This window comes from Mycoplana sp. MJR14, from assembly GCF_029210525.1.
Lineage (GTDB): Bacteria > Pseudomonadota > Alphaproteobacteria > Rhizobiales > Rhizobiaceae > Mycoplana.
The window spans coordinates 165,912-183,298 of the sequence record NZ_JARGEO010000002.1 but is presented as its reverse complement, the minus strand read 5'-3'; the positions used below and the strand labels follow the sequence as shown (position 1 = coordinate 183,298).

Sequence of the window (17,387 nt, the reverse complement as noted above, 5' to 3'; positions counted from 1 at the left end):
CTTGGTCCTTTCATCCGGCATTCGTGTTCAGGTGGGCGCAGGCGCGCTATCCTTTTGGAAAGCCTTCCGTTTCGACGGTGTAGCCCGCAGCGGTCATGACGCGCATCAGTTCCGCATGGCCGATCTCGGCCATTTTCCGTGGCGGAGCCTTGCGCGGATCCTGCTCGGCCTCGACGACGAACCACCCCTCATAGCCTTGGTCGGCCAGCCGCTGGACGATCGCGCCGAAATCGAGCGAACCGTCGCCGGGCACGGTAAACGCGCCGAGCGCCACCGCATCGAGGAAGGATTGCCGGCTGCGATCCAGCCCGTCCACGACGGCCTTGCGGATGTCCTTGACGTGGACGTGGTTGATGCGGGCGTGATGGTTGTCGATGGCGCGCAACACGTTACCGCCGGCAAAGGCCAGATGGCCGGCATCGAGCAGCAGCGGAATGCCTTCGCCCGATGCGCGCATGAAGGCGTCGAGTTCCGGTTCGGTCTCGACGACGGCCGCCATGTGATGGTGGTAGGACAGCGGCATGCCCTGGTCTGCGCACCATTCGCCGAATTCCGTGACGCGGCGCGCATAGGCCTTCATCTCGTCGTCCGAAAGGCGCGGCTTGGTCGCGAGCGGTTTCTTGCGGTCGCCCTGGATGGAGCGGCCCACTTCGCCGTAGACGATGCAGGGCGCATTGACCGCCTTGAACAATTCGATCATCGGGGCGATGCGATCCTTGTTGGCGGAAAGCTCCTCATCGACGAGCGTGCCCGAGAACCAGCCGCCGCAGAGCGTGACGTCGGCGGCGCGCAGGATCGGCAGCATCACCGCCGGATCCTCCGGGAAGCGACGGCCTTTTTCCATGCCGGTGAAGCCCGCGCCGCGCGACTGCCGAAGGCATTCCTCGAGGGACACGTCGTCGCTGAGTTCCGGAAGGTCGTCGTTCCACCAGGCGATGGGCGACATGCCGAGTTTGGCTTTCATCGATAGTCTCCTTGGGATCGGAAAAGCCGGGCGACGGCCTGTCCGAAGCGTGATCTGATACGGGTGTCGGCGCCTAGCCGATGCGTTGCGCAGCCAGCGCCTTCACATAGGCTTCGCGGGCCTTGTTGACCGCTTCGCGGGGGCTCACTTCCGGGACGGCCACGTCCCACCAGTGGCCGCCGGCCTCGGTGGTGATCAGCGGATCGGTGTCGATGACGATCACCGAGGTGCGGTCGGTGCCCTTGCTTTGCTCGAGCGCCGTCTCGAGGTCGGCGATCGAGGCGACCTTGACCGCCACCGCCCCCATGCTTTCGGCATGCGCGCGGAAGTCGATGTCGGGCATCGCCTCGATCCGGGCGTCCTTCAGCAGGTTGTTGAAGTTGGCGCCGCCGGTCGCCATCTGCAGCCGGTTGATGCAGCCGTAGCCGCGATTGTCGAGCACGACGACTGTCAGCTTCTTTCCGAGCATGACGGCGGTCGAGAGCTCGGAGTTGGCCATCATGTAGGAGCCGTCGCCGACCATGACGACGACATCCGCATCCGGCCGCGCCATCTTGACGCCGAGCCCGCCGGCGATCTCGTAGCCCATGCAGGAGAAGCCGTATTCCATGTGGTAGCTGCCCGGATGGCCGGCCTGCCACAGCTTGTGCAGCTCGCCGGGCAGCCCGCCGGCGGCGCAGACGAGGATCGAATTCTCGCCGCCGATCGCGCGCTGCACGGCGCCGATCACCTGCGCGTCGGAGGGAAGTGCGGCATTGGTCGCAGCCGTCGCCTTGTTCGCGGCCGCCGTCCACTCGGCCTTGCGCCGGGCGGCGGAAGCCTCCACGGCCGCAGACACCTTCCAGCCGCCAAGCGCTTCCGACAGCAGCGTCAGCCCCTCGCGCGCGTCGCAGACGAGCGGCAGCGCGTCATGCTTGGCGGCATCGAAGGCGGTGGTGTTCAGCCCGATGATCCGCGCCTTGTCGTTCTTGAACAGCGCCCAGGAACCGGTGGTGAAATCCTGCAGCCGCGTGCCGACGGCGAGGATCAGGTCGGCTTCCTCGGCAAAGGCGTTGGCGGCGGAGGTGCCGGTGACGCCGATCGAGCCCATGCACAGCGGATGGTCGTCGGGGATCGCCGACTTGCCGGCCTGGGTGACGGCGACGGGGACGCCGTGCAGGCCGGCGAACGCCTTGAGTTCGACCGTGGCGCGCGAATAGAGCACGCCGCCGCCGGCGATGATCAGCGGCTTCTCGGCATGGCGGATCGCGTCGATCGCGGCGGCGAACTCGCCCGTGTCCGGCCGCGGCCGCCGCTCGGTCCAGACCCGTTCGGCGAACAGGCTCTCGGGATAGTCATAGGCCTCCGCCTGCACGTCCTGGCACAAGGACAGCGTCACCGGCCCGCAATCGACGGGGTCGGTCAGCACCTGCATGGCGCGCTTCAGCGCCGGGATGATCTGCTCGGGCCGGGTGATCCGGTCGAAATAGCGCGAGACGCAGCGGAAGGCGTCGTTGACCGTGACCGTGCCGTCGCCGAAATCCTCGATCTGCTGCAACACCGGATCGGGAATGCGGTTGGCGAAGACGTCGCCGGGCAGAAAGAGGACGGGCAGGCGGTTAACATGCGCCACGCCGGCCGCCGTCACCATGTTCAGCGCGCCGGGGCCGATCGAGGTGGTGCAGGCCATGAAGCGCTGGCGGAAGCTCGCCTTGGCATAGGCGACCGCCGCATGCGCCATGCCCTGCTCGTTGTGGGCGCGCCACGTCGGCAGTTCCTCGCGCACCTGGTAGAGCGCTTCGCCCATGCCGGCGACGTTGCCGTGGCCGAAGATCGCAAAGACGCCGCCGAAGATCGGCACCTTCCTGCCGTCGACGATCGTCATCTGGCTCTTCAGGAAATGCGCGACGGCCTGCGCCATCGTCAGCCGGATCGTGCTTGCCATCGGGTCCTCCACCCTTCGTCCTTCTCGTCCCAGTCTCACTCGTCCCAGTCTCATTTTCGCCTGCCCGCCTGCGCCGGGCAAGTGCGTGATGTCCCTCAACCGCCCGTCGGCCCATCGTCCCCCGCCGGAAGAAGGGAACCGCCGCGCCGTCTCGTCCTCCTCTCCCCGAGGCGAGAGGTCGATCGAGCGAAGCGAAAGGCCGGGTGAGGGGGCTGCGGAGGGGACTAACTCACTTCATTGCGCGCATCGAAAGCCATGCCTCGGTCAGTTCGCGGAACCGGCCGGCCATGTCTTCGATCGCGGCCTCGTCGTCGATGCGACCGGCGAGCCATTGCCGCGCCGCATCGGCAAAGATCGTCCGTCCCACCGCGAAGCCCTTCACCGAGGGGGCTGCCTTCGTGGCCTCGAAGGCCTTCAGCAGCTCCGCCTTCGGCGCCTCCAGCCCGAGCAGCACGATGCCACGGCAATAGGGGTCGTTTTCCGCGATCGCCGCCTCGATGTTGCGCCACGCCTGCTCGGAGGCCTGCGGCTCGAGCTTCCACCAGTCCGGCTTGATGCCGAGATCGTAGAGTTCCCGCAGCGCCCTGGAGACCGTTTCATCATCCAGCTCCCCGTTCTTGCCGGCGATGATCTCGATCAACAGTTCGCGCCCGACGCGCCGCGCCGCCTCGAACAGGGCGGTGAGCTTCTGCTGCTGTTCGGCCTTGAGCGCGGCCGGATCGTCGGGATGATAGAAGCACAGGCACTTGATGCAGTGGCCGAGCGGCCATTCGACGAGCTGCGAGCCGATGTCCTGGCTGAACTCGAAGCGGAGCGGCCGCGAGCCCGGCAGTTCGACCGGCCGGCCGATCCAGGAGAAGCCCTTGCCGGCGGCGTCGAAGAAGGCGTCGCGCCCGAAGCGCTCGTCGATCAGCATGCCGTAGCCCGACCGGCCACCGGCGACCCGCGCGGCGGCTTCCACCGTCAGCCGCTTGAAGGCGGCGATCTTCTCGTGCGGCGCGCCGGCCTGGTCGGCAAGCTCGACGAGCTGCATGCGGTGGTCGCAGGCAAGCGCCATCAAGAGCGGGATCTCGCCGCGCCGCGTCGTCGCCCAGTGGATGTGGTTGATGGCCGCGTCCTTGCGCAGCGCCCGGTGCCGGCTGCCCTTGTCGAGGAAATAGGACAGCTCCGCCCATGTCGGATATTCCGGCGAGCAGAGCAGGCGGGAGACGGCGAAGGCGCCGCAGGCGTTCGCCCAGGTGGCGGAGGTGGCGTGGTCCTCGCCGGCCAGCCAGCCGCGCAGGAAGCCCGACATGAAGGCGTCGCCGGCGCCGAGCACGTTGTAGACCTCGATCGGAAAACCCTGGCCGACGACGCCGTCCTCGAGGTCGTCGCTGATCGGCCCGTCATAGACGATGCAGCCCATGGCCCCGCGCTTCAGCACGATCGTCGCCGCCGAGACGGCGCGGATCGCCTTCAGCGACGAGAGCACGTCGTCCGCGCCGGAGGCGATCATGATCTCCTCCTCGGTGCCGACGATCAGGTCGCAGTCCGGCAGCACCGATTTCATCACCGCCGAGACGCGGTCGGACTTCACGTAGCGCTCGAAGCCTTCCGCATGGCCGGCGAGGCCCCAGAGATTGGGGCGATAGTCGATGTCGAAGATGACCTTGCGGCCGGCTTCTCGCGCGATGCGGATCGCCTTGCGCTGCGCGGACTCGGTGTTCGGGCGGGAGAAGTGCGTGCCCGAGACGAGGACGGCGCGCGAGGAGCGGATGAAGGCCTCGTCGATGTCGTCCTCGCAGAGCGCCATGTCGGCGCAGTCGGTGCGCACGAAGATCATCGGCGAGACGCCCTCGGCCTCGATCGCCAGCAGCACGAGCGCGGTGAGCCGCGCCGGGTCGGTGACGATGCCGGCGGTGGAAACGCCCTCGCGGCCGCACTGCTCGCGGATGAAGCGGCCCATCTGCTCGTCGCCGACGCGGGTGATCAGGCCGGACTTCAGCCCCAGCCGCGCCGTGCCGATGGCGATATTGGCCGGGCAGCCGCCGACCGACTTGGCAAAGGAGGTGATGTCCTCCAGCCGGCTCCCGAGCTGCTGGCCGTAGAGGTCCACCGAGGAACGGCCGATCGCGATGACGTCGAGCGTCGTGTCCGCCAAGGTGTCTGGGTCTTCTGTCGGCATGAGATCCTCCCGTCGGCGCGATCCGGCTGCCCGGGATCGTGCACGCCGAAATGAAACATCAATTCCAGACTGCAGTCAATTCGGAATATTTGTTCCATTGCGTTTCGGCGCCGCCCGGCGGCCGCGCTCGCGCTGGCGGCGCTTTTCGGCGATCGCGACCGGCAGCGCCATGGCGAGCGCCATCGATGCGGAGAGCGAGCGGAAGCCGCCGTAGTCGGCTTCGGCGACCTCGAACCAGTGGGTGGCGCAGCCCGAAAGCGGCGAGAAGGCCGAATCGGTGATCGCCACGATCGGCACGCCCCTCTCGCCGAGCGCCTGCGCCTGGCCGATGCTCTCGGCGGCGTAGGGGGCGAAGCTGACCGCGATCGCCGCATCCCGCGGCGTGGCGAAGCCCGCGAGCTCCGTGTCGATCCCGTTCGGCGAGGCGATCATCTGGTGGCGGATGCCGAGCTTGCCGAAGGCATAGGCCATGTGCGCGGTCAGCGGATAGGACCGGCGCTTGGCGACCAGAAAGATCGTCTCCGCACCGGCGAGAAGCTCGACCGCCCTGGAGAAGAGGTCCCGGTCGATCGTCGCGGCGAGCCGCGCCACCGATTGGCTGGCGGCGGTGATGAAACCCGTCAGGAGTTCGGCGTCCGCATCCGCGGCCGAGCCCTGCTCCAGCGTCGCCAGCCGCTCCTCGTAGGACAGCGTGCGGTCGCGCAGGCGTTCGCGGAAGACGGTCTGCAGGTCGGAGAAGCCGTCGAAGCCGAGGTGATGGGCGAGGCGCACGAGCGTGGACGGCTGCACCTCGGCGGCGGCGGCGATGCTGGCCGCTGTGCCGAAGGCGATCTCGTCCGGGTGGCCGAGCGCATAGGCTGCCACCTGCGCCAGCCGTTTCGGCATCGCCGCCTTCCGCTCGATGATGACGCTGCGCAGGCTGTCGAAATCGCGCGGCACGCGGATCGCTCCGTCCTGCCCGGATACCTCGTTCTGATGGTCGTCCTGATGATCGTCCATATGCGATCCAAATCTCCGGTGCAGTGTCGTTCCGTCGAAAGTGAAACATTTATTCCATAAGATTTGAAAAATGTCACTTTCATTCCGAAATATTCGGGTCCATCATCCCCGCCGTCGTCAGAAGGAGGAGACATGATGGCAGCCATCGGCGTCGGATTGATCGGTACGGGATATATGGGCAAGTGTCACGCACTCGCCTGGAACAATGTTGCGACCATTTTCGGCGATGTCGAGCGGCCCCGGCTGGTCCATCTTGCCGAGCGCGACACAGGGCTCGCGCAGGCGAGGGCGCGCGAATTCGGCTTTGCGCGGGCGACGTCCGACTGGCGCGACCTGCTCGCCGATCCCGATGTCGACGTCGTCTCGATCACCACGCCCAATCAGTTCCACGCCGAGATGGCGATCGCAGCCCTCGAGGCGGGCAAGCACGTCTGGTGCGAGAAGCCGATGGCGACGTCGCTGGCCGATGCCGAGCGGATGGCGGCGGCGGCAAGCCGGTCCGGCCGGGTCACGATCGTCGGCTACAACTACATCCAGAACCCGGTGATGCGCCACATCCGCGCCCTGATCGATGAGGGCGCGATCGGCGCGGTCAACCAGGTGCGGGTGGAGATGGACGAGGACTTCATGGCCGATCCGCAGGCCCCGTTCTCGCCGCGTAGCGAGAAGGCGTCGGGATACGGCGCGCTGGACGATTTCGCCGTCCACACGCTGTCGCTGCTGTGGAACCTGTTCGGCCACGCCGAATCCGTCATGACCGATCTCGGCAAGCCCTATGCGGACCGCCCGCTTGCGGCGGGCGGGCGGCGGGCCGTCGAAAACCACGACCAGGCCAACGTGCTCCTGCGTCTTTCCGGCGGCATTTCCGCAGTCCTGATGGTCAACCGCGCCGCCTGGGGCCGAAAGGGGCGGATCGCCCTGCAGATCTTCGGCTCGAAGGGCGCGATCCTCTACGACCAGGAGCGGATGAACGAATTCCAGATCTACCGCGCCACGGACCGTGCGGGCGAGCAGGGCTTTGCCACCGTTCTCGCCGGTCCGCAGCATCGCCCCTATGGCAGCTTCGTTCCGGCCCCCGGCCACAGCCTCGGCTTCAACGATCTCAAGGTCATCGAATGCCGCGAGCTTCTGGCCGCGATCGCGGGCGCGCCCTGCCGTGTGGTGGATTTTGCCGAGGGGCTGCGGATCGAACGCTCCGTGCATGCGATGGCGCAGTCCTTCGCCGAGCGCCGCTGGGTGGACGTCAGCGCCGCCTGAGGCGCCGTCATCGCCCGGGGGCGGCCGGGCAGACCCGCGCGTGCCGCGGCGAAGGCAGGACAGGGCGCCGGTGATTGCCGGCGCCCTGTCGCTCTTTCGAGAGCTTCTTCGTTCGGAGGCGGCCTTCGCTCAGAGAACGAAGTCGCTGGAATAGTACTTCGTCAGGTTGGCATCGATCTGGAAATCGGCCCTGCCGTCGCCGTCGACGTCGCCGGAGATGATGTGGCCCGAGTAGCGCAGTTCGCCGGCCTTGTCGTTGAACGAATGGGTACCGATGAAGGTGAACGACTGGTTGCCGCTCCTGTCGACGTTGGCGTCGATGTTGCTGACGTCGATCTTGTCCTTCTCCGAGCGGTAGAAGTCCTCGATCACGTCGCGATTGCTGCCGACGACAGAATCCTTGATGGAATCGAAGATGAAGTAGTCCGCGCCCGTGCCGCCGTCGAGAATGTCCATGCCGCGGCCGCCGATCAGGTCGTCGTTGCCGTTGCTGCCCAGGAGCTCGTCGCTGCCCGAGCCGCCGTAGAGATAGTCGTTGCCGCTGCGCCCCGACAGGATGTCGTTGCCGCTGCCGCCTTCCAGGTCGTTGGCGCCGGAATTGCCGCGCAGCGTGTCGTCGTAGCCCGTGCCGATGGCGTTTTCGATGCTGGTGAAGGTCTCCTTGTTCGCGCCGACCTTCGCGTACTTGCCGTCGAGATCCACGAGCACACCCCGGCCGCTCAGGTCGCTGTCGTCCTGCAACTCGTAGCTCAGCGTGTCGCGGCCGGAACCGCCGTTGAAGTAGTTGTCGTAGCCGGCCGAGAGGAACGTGTCGTCGTCGTCTTCGCCATAGTAGTCGCTCTGCAGCGTCAGGACCTCGAACCAGTCGTCCCCGGAGCCGCCATAGACCCGGTCATAGTAGTCGTCGTCGATGGCATAGCCGTTGTGGATGTAGGTGTCGTCGCCCGAGCCGAGTTCGATCTTGTTGCCGCCCTCGAACCAGTTCTTCACATAGTCGTTGCCGCTGCCGGCCTCGACATAGTTGAAGCCGCCCCATTTGTCGGCCAGGTTCAGATAGATCGTGTCGTTGCCGCCATAGGTGAAGATGTCGACCTCGTCGCGGTCATCCTGGTAGACGGTGTTGCGCCCGTCGGTGCCGTAGTAGGTGTAGCCGTTCCAACCCATGGTAATCGTCCTCTTGCTGCAATGCTTCGTTGCTGGAGGGCAGCTTATGCATCTTTCCTGAATGGGCGTTGAATGGACCGTTCACGTCGCGGTGACGGCACGGCAGCGCCGTCCTGCAACCATGGCAGGGTGCGCCGCGCCCCGTTTTCGCGGGGGCGAGGGCTGGCCGCTTCGCCCGGAATTTCGGCCGGTTCTATCGCTTGCCGTAGGCCGTGAAGATGAAGTCGGTCGATTCCGCAAGCTGATGGCAGGCGGCGCCACACTTGGCGTCGTTGCCCTGCAAGGCGGTATTCGGCACGAGGGTGTCGGAAGCCGGGTCGTAGTCGAACTGGGCGTAGCCCCAGCCGCCGGTGTCCGCAAAGCGACTGCTGTCCTTGACCATGCAGCCGATGCTCGAAATCCGGTCCGGGACCTTGACGCCGAACGGCGCCACGTCGTTGTTCTTCGGCACCCAGAGGATCTTGACGATCCTGGATCCGTCGGGGAAATGCTTGCCCTCGGCCGGTATGCCCGCCCTGTAGGCCGCGATCATGGTGGGGTTCGCCACGATCAGATTGAGCTTCACTTCGGGTTCCTCCGGCAGGCTTGCGGCGACCGCAGGCCAGTCGTCGTAGCCGCGACATTCGCCAAGCGACAGGCCGCCCGGGACCTGCACGGTGAACTTGTCCTGCGCGGCGATGGCGACGCCGCCGACGAAGGCCAGAATGGCCGACACGAACAAACCGGTCAGGATTTCTCTCCTCACGACGCGCCCTCCGCTGTCCTATGAGATCGCAATGGCACCGCGCCGATGACCGGACCGCGGCGAGCGACGAAATTGGCAATGGACTTGAGAAGCTTCGGCCCGAAACCCGGTTCCTGGACGCGGGCCGAAGGCCTGCCGACTATCTCACATGGCGGGGAGAGCGTCCATCAGCGATGGCTCATATGGCGACCCGGCCGGCTCCTGGGACGTCAAGCGAAATGCGTGGCTTCCTGCCGGAGAGCCACGCATCCCTTCATGCTGGTCTATTTGTTCGACGTCCGGTTCAGACCAGGTTGGTCTCGACGTCGATATTGCCGCGCGTCGCCTTGGAGTAGGGGCAGATCTCGTGGGCAGCGTGAATGATCGCATGTGCCACGTCACGGTCGAGGCCGGGCAGGCTGACGTTGAAACGTGCGCGCAGGAAGTACGACCCGTCCAGAGCGTTCAGATCGATCTCGGCGTCGACTGCGGGGCCGGCCGGAAGCTTGACCTTCCGCTGCAGGGCAGCGAGCTCGATCGCGCCGATGTAGCAGGCGGACCAGGCCGCGCCGAACAGGTTTTCGGCGGCCGGATGCGGCTGCGCCAGGCGCAGGTCCAGCATGCCGTCGCTGCTGCGGGTGCCGCCGTCGCGGCCGCCGGTGTTGTGCGTCTTGCCGGTGAAGAGAACCTTCTCAGTCATTGCGATGTCCTTTCGTTTTTGATCGCATCCGTTTCAATCGGATGCGATCTATATAAGCGATCTCAAAAATGATGTCAACAACATTGCGATTTAATCGGATGCGATTTATATAGAGGAGGACATCGACCACAAAGAGGAACCGACATGCCCACGTCCCGGAAAGGAGAGCCGCAGGAGACGCCCGCAAGCGACGGCGGCACCGAAAAGCTCTCGAACTTCATGTGCTTCGCGATCTACTCCGCGAACCTCGCCTTCGGCCGCGCCTACAAGCCGCTGCTGGACAAGCTCGGCCTGACCTATACCCAGTACGTGACGATGGTCGCGCTCTCGGAGGAAGACGAGCAGACCGTCGGCGCGCTGGGAGAAAAGCTCTTCCTGGAATCGAACACGCTGACGCCCATGCTCAAGAAACTCGAGTCCGAAGGCTACCTGGAGCGTCGGCGCGACCCGGCCGACGAGCGGCAGGTTCGTGTGACGCTGACACCGGCAGGAAGGGCGCTGATCGAAACGAACCCCGGTGCCGCGCTTGTCGGCGCGACCGGCCTGGGCGACGACTTCGCCAGCGTCCAGCGATCGGTGGCGAAAATGCGCGACAGCCTTCTGCAGGCGGCGCAGCCGGCAACGGCGAAGCGATAGCCCGGCAACGGCTTCGGGTCGGCACCGGCCGACCCGGAGATTTTCGATCTCATCTGTCCGGCGATCCGGCTTCCGGCTAGTGCGGCGACGCCTTGCGGAGCTTGTCCGGGTTCATCATCAGGGCGGCCTTCGCATAGCCGCCATCCTGCCCGTCCAGGAAATGCAGATGCGCCCCAGATCCGCCCGACGGCACCAGGCAGGTCATCAACGCATGCGACTGACGGTGGAGGCCGAAGCTGATTTCGCCGCGTGCGCGCGCCGCGACAAGGACGGCCTCGACGGTTTCGATCTGCTCCACGGTGCAATCCAGCGTCAGCCGCAGGCCGTCGTCGAACTTGCGGAAATCCGAACTTGCGACGACGTTCGACCAACGCTCGGCGCTGACGCGCGACCGGCTGCTCTTGGGCCGCCCGATTTCGTCCGGCAGCGGATGGGACTGGCGCGGGTCCGCGTCGACAATGGCAAGCACCTCTTTCGCCAGCGCCGAAAAACCCTCGGCCGTCGCATATTCGGACGGCTCGACCAGGAGCGACAGGATTTCGCCGCGACGGCTGGCGAACGGCTGCCATTCACAGGCGAGGCCGGTCAGATCCGGATCGGTCGCATAGCGCCCGGGCTCGACCAGGTAGCGGCCGTCCTTGATCTGCTGCTCCGCCCACTTCAACCCGCCGCCCGAGAACATCGCATAGCGGGCGTTCGCGCTCGGCGCAAAGCAGGCGACCCGGACGTCGTGCGCATGGGCGCGGATGTCGCACACGGTCAGCAGGCCGACGCGAAGATCGAGACGCAGGTGCGTTGCTGCGAAGGCCCGCACCTGCCGCAACGCCGACGTCGCGGTCAGGAGGCCTTCCGGGGGAAGGGCAAAGGCGGCGCCGTCGCCCCGGAAAACGAAGGGAAAATCGAAGCGTCCCCAGGCGTTGCCCAGGGCGGCAATCGCCGACGCCCCGGCGAAGTTGACGTCCTCATATCGCCCGGAGGCGATCGCCACCGTCGAATCGACGACATCGGTGATGCCGACGAGCCAGTCGTCCGGCAGCGGTTCGTAGACGTCGGGATCGAGCAGGCGCGAAAACGCGCCATGGGCGTTCAGGGACAAGGCGTCGGCCTTCCGCATGACAGTCCTCCAAAGTGGGGGCGTCAGGTCCGCAGGCGCATGCGGCGGACCCGACCGGATCGGGTTCAGACCAGGTTGGTCGCGACGTCGATGTTGCCGTGGACCGCCCGGGAATAGGGACAGATGGTGTGGGCCGCATCGATGAGTTCGCGCGCCGTCTCTCGGTCGACGCCGGGCATGCTGACGTTCAGGCGGGCCCGCAGCGCATGCGAACCGCCGTCGTCGAGGTCGATCTCGGCGTCCACCTCCGCCCCCGGCGGAAGCGCGATGTGCCGCTCGAAGGCGGCAACCTGGACGGCGCCCAGGTAGCAGGCCGACCACGCGGCGCCGAACAGGCGCCTTGCGGTCGGATGCAGCGGCGGCCGGGGAACGGCCGGCCCCTCGACGCGCCTTCCGGTAGTGCTGCTGGAATCGGGAACGAAATGCGTCTCTGTCATCGATGCCTCCATTTTTAATCGGATCCGTTTATATCGGATGCGATGTAAATACACATGGGATCGCTGCGAGTCAACAAAATATGCGATCTGATCGGATGCGATGATTATGCGGGTCGGTGGGGGGCTCGAAACAGGAAAGCACCAAGGGGAGCGTGGGTCGGGTCGCCATGCCGGCTTGCCGGGAGCGCCGGTGTCACATAGCGGAAGATGACTCAGGGGAGGGTTGAGCGAACAGGTCGATCCAGCGTATTGCAGCCACAGCGGTGCGCTGTGCCACCGTTGATACCCTGGGTAGGTGAAGACTATGAGTGGACCCGAAACACAAGCGATCACCGGAAGAGCCACACTCACTCAAATCGACAACTTGAGCTTCCTGCTACCCCGGATGATCAAGGTTTTGGTCCTATTGGAGTTGGTGCAGTTTGGTTTTTGTCTGTTTTACTATTCTGCCAGTGGCGTTGCGCCAATTTGGAGCGATCCGGGACAAGCAATTTACAGGACATTTCGCAGCGGGGGATGGCAGATGTTGCAAATGCCGATCATTGCCGCCTCACTGATGCTGCTATTTGGCGCTCTGCCGTTCATCCGGCTTCCCGCACAGAACAAGATACTCTCCTATGTGGTGGATCAGACTGGAATGACGATATCGGATGCGGCCGGCGCGTCACTGCAAACACCCTGGTCCGCCGTGAAGCGGGCGAGAAGAACCCGGCGGCACCTGGTCATGAAAATGCAGGCCGGCGGCGAGCGTTTCGCACCGTGGCGCGCTTTTTCTCCAGCAGACGCCGAAAGGCTGTGGAACCTGGTCCAGTTGAAAACACGAAACCGTTAGCGGCCAACCCGTGGGCAGTCCCATGGAAGCAACCTGCCACGCGCGACGTCTGCGGAGCGAGCCATCCCGGCGTGGCCGCCGTCCGGCTGAGCCTTCGTGAATGTTCCCCTTCTAACGCGATAGTTGGTTGTCCTGCGCCCTCCGGAGGAGCAAGCTCCGTCGTTTGGAGGATAGGGCTATGGTTGATTTCGCAAATGCTGGATGTACCGGCCCCGGCGAGGCTGCGCGGCTTCGGGAGCTCTTCGATAAGGTCTGCGAACAGGAGCACATCGCGCACCGGTCGGCGGCGGCCGACGAGGTCGCACGGCGCATGATGATTCTCTATCGCGCCGGGGTGAGGGATAGGGCTGTATATCTGGAAATCGTCCGCCCGGCGAAGCAACGGGCGAATGGGGAGAAACCGGACAACTGCGTCAGAGGCAGCGTACCCCATTGAGGGGACGTCGAGCGGCGACCTCGGACAGTCACCTTTCAGTCGCATGAACGACCGCGAGACCGAAGCTTGCCAAGCCTGATCTCCAGGCCGCGGCGAGCGCAGTCTGGAGGAGCGGTGGTGCGGATTTGCCCCGGTCGGCCGGCGCGCAGCCAACTGGAACGCGCCGTCCTTCACGAGGAACCTGCGACCGGGCATGGCTCAGTGATTGATTTTCGAGACGGCCAGGTTGGTCAGCACGTTGTTTGCCGCCTTCTCCTGATCGAGGATTTCGCTCAGCAGCACGTGCGCCTCCTCGTTTCCGAGAACCTTGGCCCACTCGCGCAGCGAGCCGTAGCGGGCAATCTCGTAGTGCTCGACCGCCTGGCAGGCGGCAAGGACGCCGGCATCGAGCGCAACGCCCTTGCCCTCGTCGATGATGCCGTCGGCTTCCTTCAAGAGACCCTCGGCGGCATCGCACTTTTCGCCGGCCGGCTTGACGTTGATCGTCTTGAAGACCTTCTTCAGCGTTTCGATCTGCCCCTTCGTCTCGTCCAGATGGGCATCGAGCGCCTTTTTCAGCTCCGCGCTCTTCACGGCCTTGGAGACCTTGGGAAGCGACTTCGCGATTTCGTTCTCCGCGAAATAGACGTCCCTCAGGGTGTGTTCGAACAGTTCGGACAGTGACTGCATCTTATCCTCCCGATGGGTTGTGGCGCTGCTTCAACGATCTGCGGCAGAGATCGTTCCGGAGCGCGTGCGCGAAGTCTCGCCCGACGTGCTAGCGGGCGATCTCGATCGTGCCGTTCGCATTGCCGTCCCAGTAGTCGACCCTGTTCCCGACCACCTTGATCAGGATGAGCCCCTCGGTTTCGATGCCGTCCGGGAACCACCGGTCGAGGCCGTCGACCCAATGCTGCTGGAACTCGGTCTTGTCCTTGCTCAGCACCGCATCGCCCTGGACGGCGACGAAGATCCCGGGCTTTCCGAAAAGGGAAGGGGCTCCGCTGAAGGTGAGCGAGACGCCCGGCGCCTGCCGGATATCGGCGACCTTCCGCGTGTCCTCGTAGGAAAAGAAATAGCAGTCGCCATCAAACTCGACGTCGCCGTTGTTGCTCATCGGGCGGGCGGAAATCCGGCCGCTCTCGCTCCGCGTGGACAGCATCCCGAAATCGATGGCCTTCATTTCCCTTGCAATGTCCTGCAGCGTCAGATCCGTCATCGAAACCTCCCGAATTGGTCTCGCCCTGATCGCGAGCGCACCTCTCTCGGCGAAGTAAACGCGCCTTGCGCCGCGACGTTCCGCAACGTGCAGCAGGTGTTGCCGGGGCGCGCGCCGAAGAGGCGTCTGAGACCACTGGTCAGACCAAGAACGTCATACGCCCGCGCGCCGAGGGCGGTCGGGAATCAGTGGACGTAACGCTCGCCAATCCATCGATCGGCGCGCTCGCCCAAAAGCTCGCCTTCCACTTCTCGTTTGAGAACGAAGCGGGATCAAATGTTGCGGAAACTTTGCGGGAGCGCGCCGGAAACCAAGGTTTGTTCGCGTCTGTTCCCGTATGGGGGAGGCATAGGATGGCGCGGGAAAATTCTGGCGAGTACCGCAAAAAAGCCTTGCAATCACAGCATTCGCCGCATACTGAAACCGCGACGGAGAGGTGGCCGAGTGGTCGAAGGCGCTCCCCTGCTAAGGGAGTATACCGGAAACGGTATCGAGGGTTCGAATCCCTTCTTCTCCGCCATCCTTCCCCTGTCCGACCCGGAGACATAGGTAACTGAGCGTACCCAGGACATGGGTGACAGCCTCGTGCCCAACGGGTTGTCGACGATTCGCATCGTGGTGCTCCAGCGCGACATATGTCGCGTCAAGGTGCAGCATGCTGATCAGCCAAATGCAGTGTCACTGATGCTGGCAAGCCGCGCTCGCAACTAGTTTGAACGCGAGCCAGCAACGGACAGCAGGTTCCGTCGTGTCGGTTTGCGCACATCGAACATCAGGCACATACCGCTTCTGAAGTAACTGAACCCTTGGCACCGCGATGACGTGACGCATTGGTCCTGGCACGCGGACAAGGAATAGTTCTGAAATCGAGCAAAAGGCCTCGCGACAATCTCGATATCGCGACTCGTCCTGAAAGCAAGCGTTGGACCAAAGTCACGCCCGACTCTCATGATGTCCTCTGGAGATCCGATATATCCAGAAACGGCCCCGGAGTACTGCAGGGCTTCGGTCGCCATCCCCTTTAGGAAGCAGGCCCGCTGGGGCACGTTGTAAGTGAACGCGGAGCAGCGGTCATGGGCTTCGCATTCCTTGCGGCAGTGGTTTGCTGAAGCCACTCTCAACGGCATGCCCGGAAGGTCATATCCGGGGAGGTCCGTATGGTCGTAGAATTGCCATGAAGGAGGCATGGGTGAAATTGCCGGCGTTTGCTGCGGCAGGTTGGCCTGCTCTTGCGAGGTGGAGCCAAACGGAACCGGGACGTTGGACGATGGCGGCGAAGGCTCGACCGACTGCGGTATCGGCTCGACATCCAAGCCGATCCGTCGCGCATCTTCTGCGGTAAGCCATTGCATCGAAGACGGATTTGCCTGCGTCACATAGACAATGACATTCTCGCTGAGATTCAATTTTTGCAGGTAGGAGCCGACCAACGCATTGCCGGCGCTGCTTACATCCTGTTGACCGTATTGATCGGTAAAGACCGCGTGGAAGCCGACCTTGGAGGTCGGATGAAGAAAGCGCGTTTTGCCAGCTATCCAAGCAAGACCGCATGCCGAGGCGCAGATATGGTCTTGGAACACAGCTGTGACGAAGCCTTTGATGGCAATCGTGCGGCCAATCTCCATGCCAACGTGCGCGAGGCCACCTGGGCTATTAAAAACAACAACCGCGCTGTCGGCAGCGATCGCCAGATTCTTGAAGCGCACATCGTCGCCCTCGACGAACGTACCCTCCACGGCGATGATCGTACCTTTCTCAAGGCGCTCCATCTGAATGTCGGCTGCTCGAAGCGCCCCAGTCGAGGTCGCCAACAGCGCAAACAAAAGTGCTAAGACCCTAGTCACCACTCCCTCCAGCCACCCAACACCAGTAAAGTTCAGTGCGCTCGCGGTGTCAAAGTGACAATGTGGTCAAGGTGAAAGCAGCAACGCTCGGTATTCTGGGGAACTCAATAGCAAAAATGGCAGTCGTCATGCCCCAGATCGGTAGTAGGGCCTGTCGTTCCACCCCGATCGGCCATCGATTTTTCCGAAGATCCGGGGCAGTATGGCTCTGAAGTTCTCTTCCCGCTTCTCCCGACGCGCGCTGGCGCCTTCCGGGCGGTCGGCGGCATGTGATGCGGAGCGACGGACCGATGAGCAAGCGAGAGCCGAGAATCCTCAGATCTGCACTGTCGCGCAAGTTCACGTCCGACGGCATGACGATCGACGTCGAGATCTACCAGCTCGAGGGCGCGGCCGGCTGGGTGCTGGAACTGGCGGAGCCCGACGGCAGCTCGACCGTCTGGGAGGAGCTCTTCCCGACCGACCAGGCGGCATGGGAGGAATTCGAGCAGGGCGTGCGGGAGATCGGGCTGATCGCGCTGCTCGATGCCGGCGAGGCCGTGGACGCCCCGCCGACGCTGCACTGACGGGCGGGTTGCGGCCGGCGCCGGATCGCGGCGTTGCATGCCTGCGCCGGGTCCCCCATCGAGGCCGGGCCCCGCTCGCGGCCGGATCGACGGAAACCCCGGATGTGTTACACTTCATGATTGCTTGTGGCGCCCGGGAGGAGGGCGCACTCTCTTCCACCAAAAAGGGAGGTGTCGATGATTACGCGCTTTATCCGAGCCGACGATTTCGTCGGGCCGGGTGATCTCGCTATGCTGCAGCGGGTCTTTGACGATCTCTGCAAGGAGTGCCTGCTCTCGCAGAGGTCCGCCGCCGCCGACGAACTCGCCAAGCAGGTCATCCAGCTCTACAAGGCCGGGGCTCGCGAACCCGAGAAGCTCATGTCCATGGCCGGCAACCGCCTGCGGCGCCCGACAGGCTGAACACAGGCGGATTGGAGCGGGCCGGC

General features: G+C 64.6%; 18 protein-coding genes and 1 tRNA gene. 7 read left to right on the top strand and 12 right to left on the bottom strand.

Features of this window, described 5'->3' with window-relative positions:
* Nucleotides 1-46: 46 nt before the first annotated feature.
* The 4 genes from iolE to P0086_RS05140 all read right to left on the bottom strand — a co-directional run bounded on the left by iolE (nucleotide 47) and on the right by P0086_RS05140 (nucleotide 6,051).
* Nucleotides 47-964 (bottom strand): myo-inosose-2 dehydratase, encoded by a 918-nt coding sequence (gene iolE, locus P0086_RS05155; protein ID WP_275783224.1) that lies wholly within the window; start codon nucleotides 962-964, stop codon nucleotides 47-49.
* Nucleotides 965-1,037: 73 nt separating this feature from the next.
* Entirely contained in the window at nucleotides 1,038-2,888 is a 1,851-nt protein-coding gene (gene iolD, locus P0086_RS05150) for a 3D-(3,5/4)-trihydroxycyclohexane-1,2-dione acylhydrolase (decyclizing) (RefSeq protein WP_275783222.1), read from the bottom strand.
* Between the two features lie 229 nt (nucleotides 2,889-3,117).
* Complete coding sequence (iolC, locus tag P0086_RS05145) at nucleotides 3,118-5,052, bottom strand: 5-dehydro-2-deoxygluconokinase (RefSeq protein ID WP_275783220.1); 1,935 nt, start codon at nucleotides 5,050-5,052, stop codon at nucleotides 3,118-3,120.
* A gap of 75 nt (nucleotides 5,053-5,127) precedes the next feature.
* Complete coding sequence (locus P0086_RS05140; RefSeq protein WP_148656752.1) at nucleotides 5,128-6,051, bottom strand: MurR/RpiR family transcriptional regulator; 924 nt, start codon at nucleotides 6,049-6,051, stop codon at nucleotides 5,128-5,130.
* Nucleotides 6,052-6,186: 135 nt separating this feature from the next.
* Between P0086_RS05140 and P0086_RS05135 the strand changes: the two genes are divergently transcribed.
* On the top strand, nucleotides 6,187-7,308 hold the full coding sequence (locus P0086_RS05135) for a Gfo/Idh/MocA family oxidoreductase (RefSeq protein ID WP_275784403.1): 1,122 nt from the start codon (nucleotides 6,187-6,189) through the stop codon (nucleotides 7,306-7,308).
* Between the two features lie 129 nt (nucleotides 7,309-7,437).
* On the opposite strand, the gene P0086_RS05130 is transcribed toward P0086_RS05135, so the two are convergent.
* The 3 genes from P0086_RS05130 to P0086_RS05120 all read right to left on the bottom strand — a co-directional run bounded on the left by P0086_RS05130 (nucleotide 7,438) and on the right by P0086_RS05120 (nucleotide 9,896).
* Nucleotides 7,438-8,472, bottom strand: coding sequence for a calcium-binding protein (locus tag P0086_RS05130; protein WP_275783215.1), 1,035 nt, complete (start codon nucleotides 8,470-8,472; stop codon nucleotides 7,438-7,440).
* Between the two features lie 193 nt (nucleotides 8,473-8,665).
* Complete coding sequence (locus tag P0086_RS05125; protein WP_275783212.1) at nucleotides 8,666-9,217, bottom strand: cytochrome P460 family protein; 552 nt, start codon at nucleotides 9,215-9,217, stop codon at nucleotides 8,666-8,668.
* A 283-nt stretch (nucleotides 9,218-9,500) separates the two neighbouring features.
* The gene (locus P0086_RS05120; RefSeq protein ID WP_148189618.1) at nucleotides 9,501-9,896 is read right to left on the bottom strand and encodes an Ohr family peroxiredoxin; all 396 of its coding nucleotides are present in this window, start codon (nucleotides 9,894-9,896) and stop codon (nucleotides 9,501-9,503) included.
* Nucleotides 9,897-10,040: 144 nt separating this feature from the next.
* Between P0086_RS05120 and P0086_RS05115 the strand changes: the two genes are divergently transcribed.
* Entirely contained in the window at nucleotides 10,041-10,532 is a 492-nt protein-coding gene (locus P0086_RS05115; protein ID WP_112607724.1) for a MarR family transcriptional regulator, read from the top strand.
* Between the two features lie 76 nt (nucleotides 10,533-10,608).
* Here P0086_RS05115 and P0086_RS05110 read toward each other — a convergent pair whose 3' ends face one another.
* Both P0086_RS05110 and P0086_RS05105 read right to left on the bottom strand, forming a co-directional pair.
* Nucleotides 10,609-11,646, bottom strand: a complete 1,038-nt coding sequence (locus P0086_RS05110) for a DUF3095 family protein (RefSeq protein WP_275783206.1) — start codon at nucleotides 11,644-11,646, stop codon at nucleotides 10,609-10,611.
* A gap of 65 nt (nucleotides 11,647-11,711) precedes the next feature.
* Entirely contained in the window at nucleotides 11,712-12,083 is a 372-nt protein-coding gene (locus P0086_RS05105; RefSeq protein ID WP_275783203.1) for an OsmC family protein, read from the bottom strand.
* Nucleotides 12,084-12,387: 304 nt separating this feature from the next.
* On the opposite strand from P0086_RS05105, the gene P0086_RS05100 reads away from it, so the two are divergent.
* Complete coding sequence (locus P0086_RS05100; RefSeq protein ID WP_275783201.1) at nucleotides 12,388-12,915, top strand: YcxB family protein; 528 nt, start codon at nucleotides 12,388-12,390, stop codon at nucleotides 12,913-12,915.
* Between the two features lie 178 nt (nucleotides 12,916-13,093).
* A complete protein-coding gene (locus P0086_RS05095; RefSeq protein ID WP_275783198.1) occupies nucleotides 13,094-13,351 on the top strand; it encodes a hypothetical protein in 258 nt (85 codons plus the stop codon).
* A 198-nt stretch (nucleotides 13,352-13,549) separates the two neighbouring features.
* On the opposite strand, the gene P0086_RS05090 is transcribed toward P0086_RS05095, so the two are convergent.
* Nucleotides 13,550-14,020, bottom strand: coding sequence for a ferritin-like domain-containing protein (locus P0086_RS05090; protein WP_275783196.1), 471 nt, complete (start codon nucleotides 14,018-14,020; stop codon nucleotides 13,550-13,552).
* An 88-nt stretch (nucleotides 14,021-14,108) separates the two neighbouring features.
* A complete protein-coding gene (locus P0086_RS05085) occupies nucleotides 14,109-14,549 on the bottom strand; it encodes a pyridoxamine 5'-phosphate oxidase family protein (RefSeq protein WP_275783193.1) in 441 nt (146 codons plus the stop codon).
* A gap of 430 nt (nucleotides 14,550-14,979) precedes the next feature.
* On the opposite strand from P0086_RS05085, the gene P0086_RS05080 reads away from it, so the two are divergent.
* Nucleotides 14,980-15,069: transfer RNA gene (locus P0086_RS05080), tRNA-Ser, on the top strand.
* A gap of 187 nt (nucleotides 15,070-15,256) precedes the next feature.
* On the opposite strand, the gene P0086_RS05075 is transcribed toward P0086_RS05080, so the two are convergent.
* A complete protein-coding gene (locus P0086_RS05075; protein WP_275783190.1) occupies nucleotides 15,257-16,318 on the bottom strand; it encodes a PAN domain-containing protein in 1,062 nt (353 codons plus the stop codon).
* A gap of 365 nt (nucleotides 16,319-16,683) precedes the next feature.
* On the opposite strand from P0086_RS05075, the gene P0086_RS05070 reads away from it, so the two are divergent.
* The gene (locus P0086_RS05070) at nucleotides 16,684-16,959 is read left to right on the top strand and encodes a hypothetical protein (RefSeq protein ID WP_275783187.1); all 276 of its coding nucleotides are present in this window, start codon (nucleotides 16,684-16,686) and stop codon (nucleotides 16,957-16,959) included.
* A gap of 177 nt (nucleotides 16,960-17,136) precedes the next feature.
* A complete protein-coding gene (locus P0086_RS05065) occupies nucleotides 17,137-17,361 on the top strand; it encodes a hypothetical protein (RefSeq protein WP_112600576.1) in 225 nt (74 codons plus the stop codon).
* Nucleotides 17,362-17,387: the final 26 nt, after the last annotated feature.

Coding starts and splice junctions, on each gene's coding strand:
- iolE (WP_275783224.1), bottom strand. CDS start 964: ATGAAAGCCAAACTCGGCATGTCGCCCATCGCCTGGTGGAACGACGAC.
- iolD (WP_275783222.1), bottom strand. CDS start 2,888: ATGGCAAGCACGATCCGGCTGACGATGGCGCAGGCCGTCGCGCATTTC.
- iolC (WP_275783220.1), bottom strand. CDS start 5,052: ATGCCGACAGAAGACCCAGACACCTTGGCGGACACGACGCTCGACGTC.
- P0086_RS05140 (WP_148656752.1), bottom strand. CDS start 6,051: ATGGACGATCATCAGGACGACCATCAGAACGAGGTATCCGGGCAGGAC.
- P0086_RS05135 (WP_275784403.1), top strand. CDS start 6,187: ATGGCAGCCATCGGCGTCGGATTGATCGGTACGGGATATATGGGCAAG.
- P0086_RS05130 (WP_275783215.1), bottom strand. CDS start 8,472: ATGGGTTGGAACGGCTACACCTACTACGGCACCGACGGGCGCAACACC.
- P0086_RS05120 (WP_148189618.1), bottom strand. CDS start 9,896: ATGACTGAGAAGGTTCTCTTCACCGGCAAGACGCACAACACCGGCGGC.
- P0086_RS05115 (WP_112607724.1), top strand. CDS start 10,041: ATGCCCACGTCCCGGAAAGGAGAGCCGCAGGAGACGCCCGCAAGCGAC.
- P0086_RS05110 (WP_275783206.1), bottom strand. CDS start 11,646: ATGCGGAAGGCCGACGCCTTGTCCCTGAACGCCCATGGCGCGTTTTCG.
- P0086_RS05105 (WP_275783203.1), bottom strand. CDS start 12,083: ATGACAGAGACGCATTTCGTTCCCGATTCCAGCAGCACTACCGGAAGG.
- P0086_RS05100 (WP_275783201.1), top strand. CDS start 12,388: ATGAGTGGACCCGAAACACAAGCGATCACCGGAAGAGCCACACTCACT.
- P0086_RS05095 (WP_275783198.1), top strand. CDS start 13,094: ATGGTTGATTTCGCAAATGCTGGATGTACCGGCCCCGGCGAGGCTGCG.
- P0086_RS05090 (WP_275783196.1), bottom strand. CDS start 14,020: ATGCAGTCACTGTCCGAACTGTTCGAACACACCCTGAGGGACGTCTAT.
- P0086_RS05085 (WP_275783193.1), bottom strand. CDS start 14,549: ATGACGGATCTGACGCTGCAGGACATTGCAAGGGAAATGAAGGCCATC.
- P0086_RS05075 (WP_275783190.1), bottom strand. CDS start 16,318: ATGGAGCGCCTTGAGAAAGGTACGATCATCGCCGTGGAGGGTACGTTC.
- P0086_RS05070 (WP_275783187.1), top strand. CDS start 16,684: ATGAGCAAGCGAGAGCCGAGAATCCTCAGATCTGCACTGTCGCGCAAG.
- P0086_RS05065 (WP_112600576.1), top strand. CDS start 17,137: ATGATTACGCGCTTTATCCGAGCCGACGATTTCGTCGGGCCGGGTGAT.